15 protein-coding genes and 5 pseudogenes are annotated in these 13,885 nt (G+C 53.8%); 16 read left to right on the top strand and 4 right to left on the bottom strand.

Annotated features, from left to right (window positions below):
• Positions 1–75 precede the first annotated feature (75 nt).
• The 6 genes and pseudogenes from O3W44_RS20490 (at position 76) to O3W44_RS25085 (ending at position 2,143) form a co-directional block, all read left to right on the top strand.
• Positions 76–426, top strand: a pseudogene (locus tag O3W44_RS20490) (metalloregulator ArsR/SmtB family transcription factor).
• A gap of 329 nt (positions 427–755) precedes the next feature.
• A pseudogene (locus tag O3W44_RS24710) lies at positions 756–872 on the top strand (ArsB/NhaD family transporter); the annotation flags it as partial.
• Between the two features lie 152 nt (positions 873–1,024).
• Positions 1,025–1,171: an ArsB/NhaD family transporter gene (locus O3W44_RS20495; RefSeq protein ID WP_269294607.1), complete on the top strand. Its 147-nt coding sequence runs from the start codon at positions 1,025–1,027 to the stop codon at positions 1,169–1,171.
• Between the two features lie 46 nt (positions 1,172–1,217).
• On the top strand, positions 1,218–1,505 hold the full coding sequence (locus tag O3W44_RS20500; RefSeq protein WP_269294794.1) for an ArsB/NhaD family transporter: 288 nt from the start codon (positions 1,218–1,220) through the stop codon (positions 1,503–1,505).
• 26 nt (positions 1,506–1,531) lie between these two features.
• On the top strand, positions 1,532–1,804 hold the full coding sequence (locus tag O3W44_RS20505) for an ArsB/NhaD family transporter (protein WP_269294608.1): 273 nt from the start codon (positions 1,532–1,534) through the stop codon (positions 1,802–1,804).
• Between the two features lie 111 nt (positions 1,805–1,915).
• On the top strand, positions 1,916–2,143 hold the full coding sequence (locus O3W44_RS25085; protein WP_442954684.1) for a hypothetical protein: 228 nt from the start codon (positions 1,916–1,918) through the stop codon (positions 2,141–2,143).
• Between the two features lie 190 nt (positions 2,144–2,333).
• Here O3W44_RS25085 and O3W44_RS20515 read toward each other — a convergent pair.
• The 4 genes and pseudogenes from O3W44_RS20515 to O3W44_RS20530 all read right to left on the bottom strand — a co-directional run bounded on the left by O3W44_RS20515 (position 2,334) and on the right by O3W44_RS20530 (position 5,346).
• Positions 2,334–3,045, bottom strand: a pseudogene (locus tag O3W44_RS20515) (NAD(P)H-dependent oxidoreductase).
• A gap of 1,588 nt (positions 3,046–4,633) precedes the next feature.
• Positions 4,634–4,801: a hypothetical protein gene (locus tag O3W44_RS20520; RefSeq protein WP_269294609.1), complete on the bottom strand. Its 168-nt coding sequence runs from the start codon at positions 4,799–4,801 to the stop codon at positions 4,634–4,636.
• Between the two features lie 49 nt (positions 4,802–4,850).
• A complete protein-coding gene (locus O3W44_RS20525; RefSeq protein WP_269294610.1) occupies positions 4,851–5,027 on the bottom strand; it encodes a hypothetical protein in 177 nt (58 codons plus the stop codon).
• A 91-nt stretch (positions 5,028–5,118) separates the two neighbouring features.
• A complete protein-coding gene (locus O3W44_RS20530) occupies positions 5,119–5,346 on the bottom strand; it encodes an aminotransferase class I/II-fold pyridoxal phosphate-dependent enzyme (RefSeq protein WP_269294611.1) in 228 nt (75 codons plus the stop codon).
• A 222-nt stretch (positions 5,347–5,568) separates the two neighbouring features.
• On the opposite strand from O3W44_RS20530, the pseudogene O3W44_RS20535 reads away from it, so the two are divergent.
• The 10 genes and pseudogenes from O3W44_RS20535 to O3W44_RS20580 form a co-directional block, all read left to right on the top strand.
• Positions 5,569–5,790, top strand: a pseudogene (locus O3W44_RS20535) (EamA/RhaT family transporter); the annotation flags it as partial.
• A gap of 1,534 nt (positions 5,791–7,324) precedes the next feature.
• Positions 7,325–8,857: pseudogene (locus O3W44_RS20540) on the top strand (methyl-accepting chemotaxis protein).
• Positions 8,858–9,012: 155 nt separating this feature from the next.
• Positions 9,013–9,537 carry a PDC sensor domain-containing protein gene (locus tag O3W44_RS20545; protein WP_269294612.1) on the top strand — a complete coding sequence of 175 codons (525 nt, stop codon included), beginning with the start codon at positions 9,013–9,015 and terminating at the stop codon, positions 9,535–9,537.
• A 225-nt stretch (positions 9,538–9,762) separates the two neighbouring features.
• A complete protein-coding gene (locus tag O3W44_RS20550; protein ID WP_269294613.1) occupies positions 9,763–10,260 on the top strand; it encodes a GGDEF domain-containing protein in 498 nt (165 codons plus the stop codon).
• Positions 10,261–10,270: 10 nt separating this feature from the next.
• The gene (locus O3W44_RS20555) at positions 10,271–10,552 is read left to right on the top strand and encodes a diguanylate cyclase domain-containing protein (protein WP_269294614.1); all 282 of its coding nucleotides are present in this window, start codon (positions 10,271–10,273) and stop codon (positions 10,550–10,552) included.
• Positions 10,553–11,195: 643 nt separating this feature from the next.
• A complete protein-coding gene (locus tag O3W44_RS20560; RefSeq protein WP_269294615.1) occupies positions 11,196–11,528 on the top strand; it encodes a hypothetical protein in 333 nt (110 codons plus the stop codon).
• Positions 11,529–11,651: 123 nt separating this feature from the next.
• A complete protein-coding gene (locus O3W44_RS20565; protein ID WP_269294616.1) occupies positions 11,652–11,831 on the top strand; it encodes a hypothetical protein in 180 nt (59 codons plus the stop codon).
• A gap of 153 nt (positions 11,832–11,984) precedes the next feature.
• Positions 11,985–12,389, top strand: coding sequence for a hypothetical protein (locus tag O3W44_RS20570; protein WP_269294617.1), 405 nt, complete (start codon positions 11,985–11,987; stop codon positions 12,387–12,389).
• 230 nt (positions 12,390–12,619) lie between these two features.
• Positions 12,620–13,255 (top strand): CHASE4 domain-containing protein, encoded by a 636-nt coding sequence (locus O3W44_RS20575; protein ID WP_269294618.1) that lies wholly within the window; start codon positions 12,620–12,622, stop codon positions 13,253–13,255.
• A 23-nt stretch (positions 13,256–13,278) separates the two neighbouring features.
• The gene (locus tag O3W44_RS20580; RefSeq protein WP_269294619.1) at positions 13,279–13,860 is read left to right on the top strand and encodes a PAS domain-containing protein; all 582 of its coding nucleotides are present in this window, start codon (positions 13,279–13,281) and stop codon (positions 13,858–13,860) included.
• The last annotated feature ends 25 nt before the right edge of the window (positions 13,861–13,885 follow it).

A 13,885-nucleotide genomic window follows, 5' to 3' on the forward strand; every position in this document is an offset into this window, starting at 1 on the left:
TATGATTAATCAAATATAAAATTGACATGCCCAGTCCTGGAAACGACACTGAACTCTGTAATTCAGGAGAATGTCATGCCACCATTTATGCCCCTGCAGCTTTTCAAAAGCCTGTCTGACGAAACCCGGCTCAGCCTGGTGCTGTTACTCCGCGAAAAGGTGAGCTCTGCGTCTGCGAGCTTTCGTCCACGCTGAAGAATCACAACCCAAAATTTCCCGTCACCTTGCTTTACTGAGAAAGCGGCCTGCTTATCGACCGACGGGGCAGCAGGTGGATCCGTACCGTTTGTCTCCGCACATGCCAGCCTGGGCAGCAACAGTGATTGAACAGGCTTGCCTGTACTTCAGCAGGATGACATCCTGAAGCTCAGCCAGCAGGCTGAACGCGATAACGCAACCACCAACGGCAAGCCTGTCTGCATTTAAAAATTTGTCGCCCATATTCGTTTTTTTTGAATGTGTTTTTTGCATGAGTAATTTTCCAGCCCGTTTTAACGGATGGTTATATTTAAAGGAGAATGTATGTTTCTGGCGCGTTTGATTTTCGTCCTGACGCTGTGCGATACTGGTTATCTGTGAAAGGGCTCAGTATTGGCTGGAGTGCCACTATCGGGGTGCCGCTCTGGCGCTGCTGACCGGCGTGGTACACCTTGGTGATATTCCGGTGGTCTGGCAGATTGTCTGGAACGCTACACGGCAGCTTTTATGGCGGTCATTATCATCAGTCTGCTGCTGGATGAGTCCGGCTTTTGTGAGTGGGCGGCACTGCATGTTTCCGCTGGGGTGGCGGCAGAGAGCTGCTGTTCACGTATATTGTTCTGCTGGGCGCGGCGGTGGCGGCGCTGTTCGCCAATGACGGCGCGGCGCTCATCCTGACGCCAATCGTTATCGCCATGCTTCTGGCGCTGGGCTTCAACCCCGGCGCCACCTTTGGCGTTTGTGATGGCAGCAGGTTTCATCGCCGACACCTCCAGCCTGCCGCTCATCGTGTCGAACCTGGTGAACATTGTCACGGCGGACTTCTTTGAAGCTGGGTTTCAGCGAGTATGCCTCGGTGATGGTGCCGGTAAATATCGCCTCCGTGGCCGCCACGCTGGTGATGCTGCACCTGTTTTTCCGCAGGGACATCCCGGCCACCTACGACCTGACGAAACTGGAAGGCGCCGCGTGAGGCCATTCGCGATGCGCACACTTTTAGAACCGGCTGGATTGTTCTCATCCTGCTACTGGTCGCTTCTTTGCTCTCGAACCACTCGGCGTGCCGGCGGCACAGTGGCAGCGGTGGCAACGTGTATTCTCTGGCTGGTTGCCCGCAAAGACACGTGATTGATACCGGCAAGGTGCTGAAAGGCGCGCCCTGGCAGATTGTTTATCTTCTCGCTGGGCATGTATATCTGGTGGTGTACGGTCTTCGTAACGCCGGCCTGACTGATTACCTTTCTGCCGCCCTGAACCGGTTTGCAGAGCACGGCGTCTGGGGCGCAACGCTCGGCACCGGTTCCTGACGGCGCTCTCTTCTGTCATGAACAACATGCCTACCGTGCTCGTTGGTGCGCTTTCGATTGACGGCAGCACCGCCTGGGGCGTGGTGAAGGAAGCGATGATTTACGCGCCAACATCATCGGCTGCGACCTCGGCCGAAAATCACCCCATCGGCAGCCTCGCTACCCTGCTGTGGCTGCACGTACTGTGCGCAAACATTACTGTCAGCTGGAGCTACTACTTCCCGCGTGGGCATTGTGATGACCCTGCCGGTACTTTTTGTGACGCTGGCCGCGCTGGCCCCTGCGCCTGTCCTGTTTAACACTTAACCCCGGTGTTGCGACTGTGCAGCGCCTTTACGAATACCGCTTATGACTGACATCACCATTATCACAACCCGGCGTGCGGGACGTCCCGCAACACCCTGGCGCTTATCCGCAACAGCGGCACCAGACAAGGTCATTCTGTATCTGGAAACACCGCCGTCACGCGACGAGCTGAAGAAGCTGATTGCGGACATGGGCATCAGCGTACGCGCCCTGCTGCGCAAGATACCGAACCGTACGAGCAGCTCGGCCTGGCAGAAGACCGCTTCAGCGATAACGAACTGCTCGATGCCATGCTGGCTCAATCGATCATATTAATCGCCCGGTGGTGGTGACGCCGCTCGGCGCGAACTCTGCCGTCCGTCGAAGCAGTTCTCGACGCATTCTGCCAGATCCGCAGCAGGGAGCGTTGCAAAGAGGATGGCGAAGTGGTCATTGATGAGCACAGTCACCGCGTCAGCCACTGATTTTTTCACCAGGCTGCGAACATAACGAGTGTGAAAAGCCGGCATCTGCCGGCTTTTGCTAGATGCTGCGCTGATTGACCCACGCTCTGAGAGCCCCAGGCAGCACTCTCTTTCTTTCACTGTAGCGGTCGGTCAGGTAGTTGCTTCGCCCGCGCGTCAGCAGGGTGAACTTCATCGATTCCTCCGCTGACGTCCACGATGCGGTCGTAATATGGTGAAGGTTTCATGCGATCGTCCTCATCAAAGCGCTCGGCCAGGCTTTTGCCACGGATGACTGGTTCGGGATGGTGATCATTCGCATCCAGCGCGCCCGAGAATGCTTATCACCACCGAAGTTTACGGCGTTGAACGACTGTGAGCCGCCGCTGACCTGCCTTGTTTGCAAAGGTTTTCCCCTGCGATGACCCGGACCGCCCCGGCCGTCAGGGTATCCAGTCAATTTGCGTCTTCATGATGCCGGTCGGCACCGTGACGCTCAGGAGAGCCAGACCATCCCGCTTCTGACCAGAGTACCAGTTCGCGCAGCTCTGCAGCCTTCCGGGTGCGTTTCAGGTACATCATCCGGCAGAGGCAGGCCGGACGGATTAAATATTTCACCTCCTTATAGCCGTCAGCAACCGGGCAGCTTCTTCCGTGGTGAGCCGGCTGTAAGAGCGTTCCCGCAACGAACCGTAGAGCATCAGGATGCGGGGCCGGGTGCAGCTACTCCTGCGACCTTCGGCTTCTACTCTTCCGTAAGGCTTTGCGCATCCAGGGCGTCGGATCGATATTGTTCAGGGCATCATTCGTTATTCACAATGCGGAGTCTTTAAGGGGGGGATCGCGGCAGTCAGGCTGCAGTCGCTGCCCGCCGGCACGCAGCACTCTTCAGTCAGAAAACCATCAGCTGCTCAAGCGCTGAATAACAGGGCCTGCAGAACAGGGTTCGGCTCTGACGTTCCCTGACTTATGAGGCCAGCAGACATCAGTCTGCAGAAAGATGATGGCTGAGCGATGGAGGCAGGAATATCAAAGGTGCTTCTGTAGTTCGCCAACCGGCGAGCCGTCATGACCCGCCCTGACAAGCTCCAGCGTATGCTGGGAGACAGGTCCGGGTGGCCCAGCTCCCGAAGTGCGTTTGCTGCGGTATATAAATCCATTACTGCCTCCTTTAACTATAATTCAGAATAATAGAAATAGCAGTCAGCGTCAAACATCAATTTAAACATCCGGCACTCTGTTGATGACTTAAAATGGTTAATCTGCTTCTGAATAGTTAATGCGCGTTCTTCGTTTCATGGCAACGTCCCATGATTAGGGCGTTGCATCGACCCGTGAACTCACATCGAAAAGTGGACATTTTGACATTTAGCTGCCCACTTACCTTATAAAATTGTTTTCACAACAAAGAGATATTGAATTGAAAGATCTATACCTACCCCAAAAGCCGGTCATTAAAGTACTCACCGGGCTCTTGAAGAAATGGGAGTAGATTACGAGTCCATCAGCGTCGATCTTTTGAACCCATAGCTGAGGTTAAATCACCCCATCCATTGGGAAAAGTTCGCTTTTTTGACCGATGGTGACGTGTCAATCATTGAAACCTTAGCGATCTGTATTTACCTGTGAACAACAAAAACATCTCTATTTATCCCCAACCGCTGAAGAAAAATCACTCCGTTAATTCGTGGTTAAGCTTCACGCTATCCGATCTAAACCCCGATCTAGAAGTCTGCTCAAACATGTTATCTTCCCTCCCGAAAAATCCCAACGTTCCCCGGACGATGAATTACCTCAGTAAGGAAGCAGATAAAGTTATCTCTCAGATTCGCTTTAACCCAACTCAAACATGGATTGCGGTAACAACTTTACACTGGCCGATATTTTCTTTCTCATACGTTGTTATGGGCAAAGCTGTGCGGATTGAGTCACACCGAAGAAAGATTGATGGCGCTACATATTCAGAGCAACGAGTCGCCCCCGCTTTCTTAAAGCTCAGGAAGTAAATAATCGCTAATCAGGTTTTGTCATCTATTAAGGGTGCATTGATGTCCGTTTCTGGCACCAGGCAGACTGACGACAGGCTAACGTCCGCTATGAGCGAAAAGCGTACATCAGTTCAGAACTCTCTTTCATACTCAATAGTCTCTTTAATCGTAGTGGGTGCCTCGCTCGGCTGGTTCACTGTGACTGAGCCAGAGCGAGGCGAATAGCGTGCGGCACGCTATCTGAGGTGCTGAATGGTTCTGCTGTGGAAACTGAAATGCTTTGCTGCATCAACCGGTGGACAAGTCTGTCAGCCCCTTATCTCCTGAGAAGCAGTAACCAGATGAAGTAAGAGCCCGGAATTACTTATCCAATCACTGTTCTCCAGTATTTTCAGACCAGCGCCTGACGCTGACGGGCGTCCCGTTTTTTCAGCAACTCAAAGCGTTTCGTGGTGCCATCTTTAATCCAGCCGCAGACAATCGAAACCATGAGAGAGGTGTGTTCCGGGTCGTTGCCCTGATAGCCTGCTCCGGGGCGCTCCGCATGCCAGCGGGGCATACTACAGCACCTACACGCAGGCCTGTGACAATGCTCTTGGCAAAACCGGTTACGTAGACCGTTCTTTCGAGCGCATAAGTGGCAAGCGGCGGTGGGGACGGCGGGCAAAGAAAGCATAGGCCGCATCTTCAATGATGAGCAGATCGAACGTTCTGGCAATCAGGGCCAGCTCCCTGCGCCGGGCATCATTCATAACCCAGCCAAGCGGGTTATGTAGTGTCGGCATCGTATAAACCGCATGGAGGCACCTGCGCTGGCAGATATGTCTGAGTGCAGTCAGGTCCAGTACGCTGGCACTGGCAGGTATCGCCACAAGTTCAAGGTGGTACAGACCGGCCAGGGCTTTGGAAGCCGGGGTAGGTCAGCGCGTCAACAGCCACCACATCGCCGGGTTTCAGCAGCCCCATCACGGCAACGCTAAGTCCGTGCTGCGCGCCATTGGCGATCAAGACATCATCGGCTGACGGACTCAGACCGGTGGCATGAAGCCATAACGCGATGGTCTCCCTGTCGCTTTGCCTGCCAGCATGAGGCTGGTAGCGCATCAGGAAGCCAGATCGCCTGATGTGGTCAGCTGTCGCATTGCTTCGCGTAACCGTTCCGCCTGGTCCGGCAGGAAGGATAGTTGAAGTTCAGGTCGATCACGTCTGACGCCACCGCGAGCTGATCAACCCCAGCCCCGCAGGCAAGCGAAATCTCCCTGACGAAAGTCCCTCTTCCGGTTTCTCCGCTCACGAGCCTTATGGCTTCCAGCTCAGCGTAAACGCGGGTATGCCGAAGGCGCAAAGCTGTCGCGTGAGCTGGGGGGATGGCAGGTTATCTGCTGGGCGCTGATCATTTCGCTGCCGCTGATGCTGGTTGCTACCTGGGAGACAATGCCGGAGGGCATTGGTGAGATAAGCCTGCCGGTATGGCTTGCGCTGGGATAAGTATCATTGTTCAGTATGCTGATCGGTTTTATTTTCTGGTACCAGAATACCGGGCACGGCAGGCAACATTCAGTGATGATGAAGAGGACACAACATCATGTCGGGTTTACAATGATGAACTGGCAGGTAACAGTTGTGTGAGGACATAGCATGGTTTTTTCAAAACGAGTACGGTCAGAGCCTCGGCAAACCGGCAGAGGGTTGGGTAACACGCTCCCTGCCCGAAAGTCACCTTAAAGGAAATTACTGTATCGTTTGTCCGTTATCAGTAGATCACGCAGAGGACCTGTATCATGACTGGCTGAGCATTGATGATGAGCGAGACTGGACTTACCTTTCGGACTCAAAACCCGGTTCGAAAGAGCTCTGCTATCAGTATCTCCGTCATCTCTGCTCCGATAAAGACAGGTTATACTTTTCCGTAAAGACGCCAGTGATGGCAGTGTAAAGGGTTTGTTTTGTGTTAATGAAGTTGAACCGGATAACGGTGTTTTGCTCTGTCCGAAATCAACTGGAGTCCGGTAATGAAAGAACCCGACTCAGCACAGTCCTGTTTCTTGTCATCAGTTACTTCATGGACACGCTGCAGTACAGGCGATGCGAGTGGCGCACAAACTGCCTTAACGCGCCCGCCATCAGTGCCGCAGAGCGGATTGGTTTCAGAAAAGAAGGCATTCTGCGGGACCGGAAAATTACAAAAAGGTTACTCTGAGGATGTGGCAGTTTTTTCAATCACAGCCAGTGACTGGCCTGAAGTTTCAGCCGTGCTAAAGCCTGGCTGAGGAAAGAAAACTTTGACGAGCGAGGCAGGCAGATTACAAAAATAGCTGACTTCCGTTCTTAACGGAGGTCCGCGTCGTACTGCTGCCTGCAATCCTCAGCCAGAGGTTTTGCGCAGCGGGCTGCTGGATTTGACTGAAGCGAATTATTTCCCTTCAGTCATGGCCGGTTCTTTTCTGATGGCATTCGCCTGTAGCGTAATTAAAACAAAAAGCTGAATAATGCAGGCTTCGGGCAGAAGGCAGATAAAGAAAGTCATTTACCGGCCCCGCCTGGTTTTCTGATGTGGGACAGATAATTACCCTGGTGAGGCATTTTAGTTATCGGCAACCGCTGCTTTTTTCTTTAATCACTCACTGTTATCTTCAACAGCTCCCCGCCAGAACTCCCGTACCGGTACAGGAGAATACAGAAAGCGGCTACCGCATCACTGACGCTGACCCAGCTTCGCGGCTGGAGAAAAAGTAAGGATGCTGGTCAGCGCAGTTCCCTGATTCGGGCGGCAGACACTGCGGGTAACGAAGCGAGTCAAACTGTCATCCTGTTTCTCCATACCAGCCGTGGCGGCAGCGTAAAGCAGGCTGCACTAGTACGCCTTGTTTTTACCCCGGTGGGTTTCCGGCACCACCGACACACCTCCTTAACACGGCAGTGACGCGGCGCGGCTGTCGCATAACGTGATAACCCTGACAGGGAACAGCCTGTCCGCCAGCGGCGGAAAATGTTCGTGTCAGGACATGAGCAAGAAAGCCTGAAATTTTTCCAGACGGGTGCCGATATTAATGTTACTGATTAATTACGGTGATAAATTTCCATGAAAGTTTCAACACGCCTTGCCATAGGTTACGGACTGCTGATCCTACTGTTAGTAGTCTGTACGGGGTGGCTATATACAGCCTGAACAGTGCCCGACACAGCATGAACGATGTCGTTAACATTAAAATGAAAAAGTACCAGCTCATCCTGATATGCGCGGCAGCGTACGGGACATGGCCATTGCGGTACGTAACCTTGCACTCCTGACGGACCCGGAAAGAAATGCAGCCTGAATGGGGAGCGCCTGCAGACACAGAAGCAACAGTTCATCAAGAACCGGGAGGAGCTGAAGCGCCTGATGCTGGCTGAACCCGTTCCTGCGGGACAGGCGGCCTTTCAGAAAATTACTGCAGTGAAGGGCCGGCCTTTTCCACTTTCGAAAAGGCCGGACAGCTCGGACTTCAGAATCTGCAACAGGAGACCACTACCTATCTGCTGACGGTCACCCGACCGGCGCAGCGGGCCTCTCGATGCGCTAAATGCGCTGACTGACCTTGAGAAGCAGAACGCCCGTGGTGCGGTGGAAGAAAGCAGCAGTAACACCGGCCGGGCAGTTATTTTTCTGGTGATACTGGTCACTGTATCGGTGCTCCGGCTGCGGTGACCGGCACACTGACGGTGCGGGTGCTGATGCGACAGCTGGGTGGCGAGCCGGCACTGGCGCAGACTATGGCAGCTGCCATAGCCGGCGGCGACCTGACCTCTGATGACGCTGCGTCCGGGAGATAATAACAGCCTGCTGGCCTCTCTTCAGGAATGCAGGATCGCCTCCGGGGAATGATGACGCAGATAAAGGATGCGTCGGCATCGGTTGCGCTTGCTTCCGATGAAATAGCCCGGGTAATACCGAGCTCGGCCCGTACAGAGCAACAGGCTGCAGCCCTTCAGGAAACTGCCGCCAGCATGGGCAGATAACCGCCACGGTAAAAGCAACACGGCTGGCGCCACGCACACGGCAGGTTCGGCACGCAGTGCGGCTACGCTTGCCAGTCAGGGTGAAGACAGTGTGCGGACCATGACGAAGACCATGGCGGAAATATCAGCAAGCGCATCGAAGGTCAGAGAAATCACCGGCACCATCGAAAGCATTGCCTTTCAGACCAGCATTCTGGCGCTTAACGCCGCGGTTGAAGCCGCGCGTGCCGGCGAACAGGGACGCGGGTTCGCCGTGGTGGCGGGTGAAGTACGAACGCTGGCGCAGCGTAGCCGCAGCGGCAAAGGATATCAAAGGGCTGATTGAAGAGGCCGTGGTGCTGGTCAAAGATGGCGTGACCGTCGCAGATAATACCGCAGCCAGCATTATGGGTGTGGTTGGTATGGCCGGTGAACTGGCCGATGAGATGGATAAAATAGCCCTGGCTTCAAATGAGCAGATGCACGGCATCGCACAGATCACCGTGGCCGTGAGTCAGATGGACGGCGTCACGCGAGCAACGCTGCGCTCGTTGAGGAGTCGACTACTGCATCGCAGTCACTTGCAGAGCAGGTCCATGCGCTGAGGGGCATGGTGGATACGTTCCGCGTGAACTGATGAAAAACCGGCGCGCCTGCCTGTCAGCAGAAACTGATTAACCAGGCTGAACGTTTACAGGGATGCCGTTAACTGCATCCCTTACACTGCCTCACCCTCCCCGTTTAATCTATTGTGTAATCTTAACAGTTAGCCGACTTCCAGGAATATCAGGTATGGACAAAAAATCGGGCGGACCATCCTCGCTTATGCATACTCCGCTGGGCAGAAGCATGGCTGTTTTTCTGCTGCTGACGGGGATGGCCGTCACAGCCGTCAGCGTGTGGTCAGTATGGAAATCCGGCAACTCATGCTTACCGACAGAGAAAATGATGCCCGGAATCTTTCCGTTTCTCGCCAGGCAGGCAGAAGATGCCTTTCTGCAGGTTGACATCACACTGACCGACGCTGTGAGGCAGCTCAGGCTGAACGGGGCGGATTATGCCGCAACGCCCGCCTTTGCCAGACAGATAAAGGAACAGCACGGAAAGCTTCCTCAGCTTCACGGACTGTTCATCTACGACAGCCGGGGCAACTGGATTGCCACGTCGGGCAACTATATCCCGGCGAAGGCCAGCAATGCGGATCGCAAATACTTTATCTGGCACCGCACCCATACCGGCACTGGCAGCACATCAGTCAGGTCATCCGGAGCCGCTCGACGGGTGACCTGGTCATTCGGTCTCAATGCGGCTGAATGATCAGGCCGGAAACTTTGCCGGCGTCGCGCTGGCCACCGTAAAGGTGGACTACTTCCGGCAGTTTTACGGTCATTACAGCCTGGTGAAAGGACGTGCTGGGCCTGATCCTTGCCGATACCTCTGTCATGTACGTCCGCCCGCTTCCGGATTCGTTTATTAACCGGAGTTTGTCGGCCAGCCCCCTTTCAGAACGGCGCTGCGTCAATCCGACAGCGGCAGCGCAACGTGGCGCTCGCGCTGGACGGTATTGAGCGTATATACGGCTATGCACGCCTGGACCAGTATCCGCTCATAGTGACCGCTGGTTATGACCGCGACAGAGTCAAAGCCGAGTGGCTTGAAGCAAATCTCACCGTCGCCGTCCTTAACCTTATCCAGCTGGTCGTGATAATGGTGATGGGGATGTTTATGCTGCGGCAGGTAGGTGCCAGCGTCAGAAATCAGCTGGAGCTGACGCAGGTTAGGGATGAGCTGACCACTATCAACCATACGCTGCAGTCACTGGCGCTACTGGACGGGCTGACAGGACTGGCCAACCGCAGGCAGTTTGACGCTCTGCTGGAGCAGGGCCTGCAGCGCTCGCATAAGACCGGGGAGCCCCTGTCACTGATTATGATAGACATCGACTTCTTCAAACGCTACAACGATACCTACGGACACGTGGCGGGTGATATATGTCTCAAAAAGGTAGGCGGGCTGCTCAAGGGGAACCACACACCGTAGTGCAGACCTTGTGGCCCGCTATGGCGGCGAAGAGTTTGCTATCATCCTGCCCTTTAGCAGCGAGCCTGATGCCAGAAAAGTGGCAGAGCGGGCAGTCAGAACGATAGCAGAGAGCGGCATTGTGCATGAAGCGACGGAGCTTACCCCGGAAGTGGTAACAATCAGTGCTGGATACTGCACGCTGATTTCTACCGGACAGGCAGGAGAGGCGCAGCGGCTCAGGGAAAGGGCGGACAAGGCGCTTTATGAAGCCAAGCGCAGCGGGCGAAACCGCGCTCACGGAGAAACCTGACAGGACAAACGCACAACTGGCTTTGTATCGCGTCCTTTCGCAGCCATGATCAAAGGCGGCAGTAAACACCTCTACTGCCGCATCACACATCACGCACGGCAGTCCTTCCCCCAGACTTTTGACGCCTGAAGCGTAACTAACGCCGCTTCAGCGTTCCGGCGCATGCATTGCTGAAATGCTGGCAGCAAATAAAAAACTTTATCAGAGAAGTTAAGCAATATTATATTAAATATAAGTATTTCTAATCATTTGCCTTCCTGAGCAATTATTCTGTCGCTCTCAGTCACTCTTCAGATAAAAAAAGACAGTTGATTTCACCTGTTTATCAGCGAATTTTTTAGAAAAGCAGAAATTTTCAGCAGCAGCTGAATTAATAATAAACAGTAATTTAATTAACCATAAATGCTGTTTTTGTTTATCGTGGTTATAAAAAACCCTGAAAGAAACATAAGAAAATAATGAGTAATATGCTTGACGGGATTTTTACATAAAGATACATTCAGCCAGGAATGACCGTAAAAGACAGCAAGCGCACCATAAATATGTTCGCCAGGTAACCTGTACTGCCAGCTTAAGGTTAAACAAAGTCCCGCCGTCGTTCTCTGTTTATCCGGGCGGGTTAATGTCACTTCCGGGAGGAGCTATGTTTGATGTCCGATCGTATGCGGTTTTACTGAACGAATTTTTTGAGACCGGCATGAGTTGTGAGCAGCTGACGGCCTGCATCAGGGATAAGCTGGCAGCCGAAAACGAATCCGTCACGCCGGTTGACCATTCTTCCTCACGCCTTCATCTGATCCTGAATAACAATAAAGTCATGTTTGTATTCACTGCACTGACGGGCGGAGAGGTCAGACTGCACAGGCAGTTCCGGGAAAAAATAAAAGAGGTGGGTAAAACTGAATTTTTACCGGCAATAATGGATGGGAAAAAATGCTTTGGCCTTTTGTCGACGGCAAGATGGTTTGTGCCGTGACGCCGGCTTCGCCCGGTGAGAAGGACAACAGCGAAAATGTAACCATACATTAGCCCTGAAACGGACGTAATGAACTGACTGGCGGGAAGAATCAATGAGTCTGTTTTATTACGCAGAAAAAGAATGTCTGTCAGCGGGACCCGGCTGGTACACAACGCGGGGTGCCCTAATTTACCTGAAGCCCGGGAGCGCATTTTTCTGGGCTCGTTTCTGCATATGGGGTTTGCCGTTCAGGCGGCAAACATCTGGTACTTCCGGGCGGGTCCCTGCCTGCTCTGTCTCGCCCGGCATCGTCGTGAATAATACCGTTTCAGTCAGGACAATCAGACAACTTCCTGTCACCTCTGCCGTCAGGCCGGCAGCCGGAGAAATTACATGAGAATGTACCAGAAGCTGAGGGCCAGGGTGAGCCTGTGTCGCTGGCAAAGTTTATTTTTCATCCTGGGCTGGCTGCTGTTGTCAGATGCCGCCTTCGGGAGCGGAATGGAAATGAGAGAGAGCAGTGCCGTGAATCTTTTTGCCCGCTCAACGGACGGAGAAAGCATACTGCGCTTCAGCTGCCTTGATGGTGAATCACTTTTTATTTCACTTATTGTTCCTGATGGCTCCGTCCGGGCTCCAGCCATTACAGCCACCGTTCCTGAAGCAAAAGCAACTTTCAGGTGGCTGGCATGGTATCCCGGGCACAGCAATATTATTTATGCGGTCCGTCCGAAAGAGCTGGTTCGCACGCTGCTCAGGGGGCACGACAGGCGGATAATATTCAGTAACCCTGCCCCGGGCACTGCCGGGCCTGTATTTGGTCCGTTCGGCAACGGGGCCGGCAGCATTGTTGCCTGCCGGTTGCCAGTGAGAAAATGAGGAAAATTTTACGAGGATAACTTGTCGGCGGCCGCCGTCCGGGCTCATAAAAAACCGTAAACAGAAGCAATCTTTCCGCCAGCCTGCCGATATACATCCTGTGGCGCGGTAACAGCCATAAAAAGATATCTTACGGAAGGCTGCATAATGAACCATCCTGTTTATTTAAAAAAATCACTCTCAAAGAGTACACCCGCGCTGTTGTCCGGCCACCTCTCGTAACGATGTGTGTGCTGCTGGGTGTGTTTTTCTCGGCGGCATTTGGTGTACTGCTCTATATTGCTGACGATCTGAACCTGAAGGCCAGCCAGCAAAGCCGGTTGATTCTGAAGAAAGCTCTGCTTAACCGTCAGAAAGAAATCAGAAACCACCTGACGGATTATGCAGTATGGGGCGAGGCTTACAGTAATCTTTCTCCCCGGGTTAATACAGAATGGGCATGGGACAATCAGAATCTCGGAACGTCCCTGTACAGCGTATTCGGGTACGAAGGCGTTTTTGTTGTTACCGGCGACGGTGTGACAGCTTACAGCGTGGTCAACGGAAGGTATTCCCCACCGTCTCTCCCCGCCTGGCTGGGAAGCGATCCTCTGCCCGGGCTCCGTCATTCGCTCAGCCTGTCAGAGGGAAGAGCCATATCGGGGCTGGTTGTTACCGCCGGGAAGCTGACCATCCTGTCAGCTGCATGGATAACGCCTGAGGAGGGAAAGGCAAATTCTGCCGGCAACTCGCGTCCGTCACTGATGATATTTGCCGATCAGCTGACGCCCGGTGAGCTGAACGACATGGGACAGGAATACGGTATAAAACAGGTCCGTCTTGAAGGAAATACCCTGAATTTATCCCGGAGGATGGATCCACTTTAGTCGTCTCCGGCAGCGGAGGCAGCGTGAGGCTCCGGTGGGCGGGCGAGGATCCCGGTGGTGCGCTCCTGACGGGGATGCTACCCCTGCTGTTTCTGTCCATGCTGGCGGCCGGGATTATTTCAGTCTCACTGATACAAAGTGCAGCACGTCGGGCCCGGATGAATGATGAAAACACGTTTCTTCTGGAGCAGAGCCGGCTGGCGCTCCTCTCCAGCGAACGACGCTTTCGCGATGTGGCAGAAACCACGACCGACTGGATCTGGGAAACGGATGACCAGCTGCGCCTGACCTGGATCTCCGGGCGCTTTACGGCAGTAACCGGGCATCAGGTATCTGACTGGGCGGGCCGCAGCCTGGCTGAGTTTCTACTGGATGACAGCCATGTGCTTTCTCTGCTGAAGCAGAGCCTGCGGAAGAAAGAAAATCTGACGCTTTCAGCGTGCCGCTACCTCACGGTTCATGGCGAACAGCGTTTCTGCCGGATGACGGTTAAACGCTATTCCATCAGCACGGGCAGGAGCGGTGTGCGGGTACAGCAACAGACGTTACGTCTGAGCTGGAGACGCAGGTCCGTATACGTTATTTATCCTATCACGATGACCTGACCGGCCTTCCGAACAGGGCCAGACT

The organism is Pantoea sp. LMR881, assembly GCF_027157825.1.
Taxonomy (GTDB): Bacteria; Pseudomonadota; Gammaproteobacteria; order Enterobacterales; family Enterobacteriaceae; genus Pantoea; species Pantoea haifensis.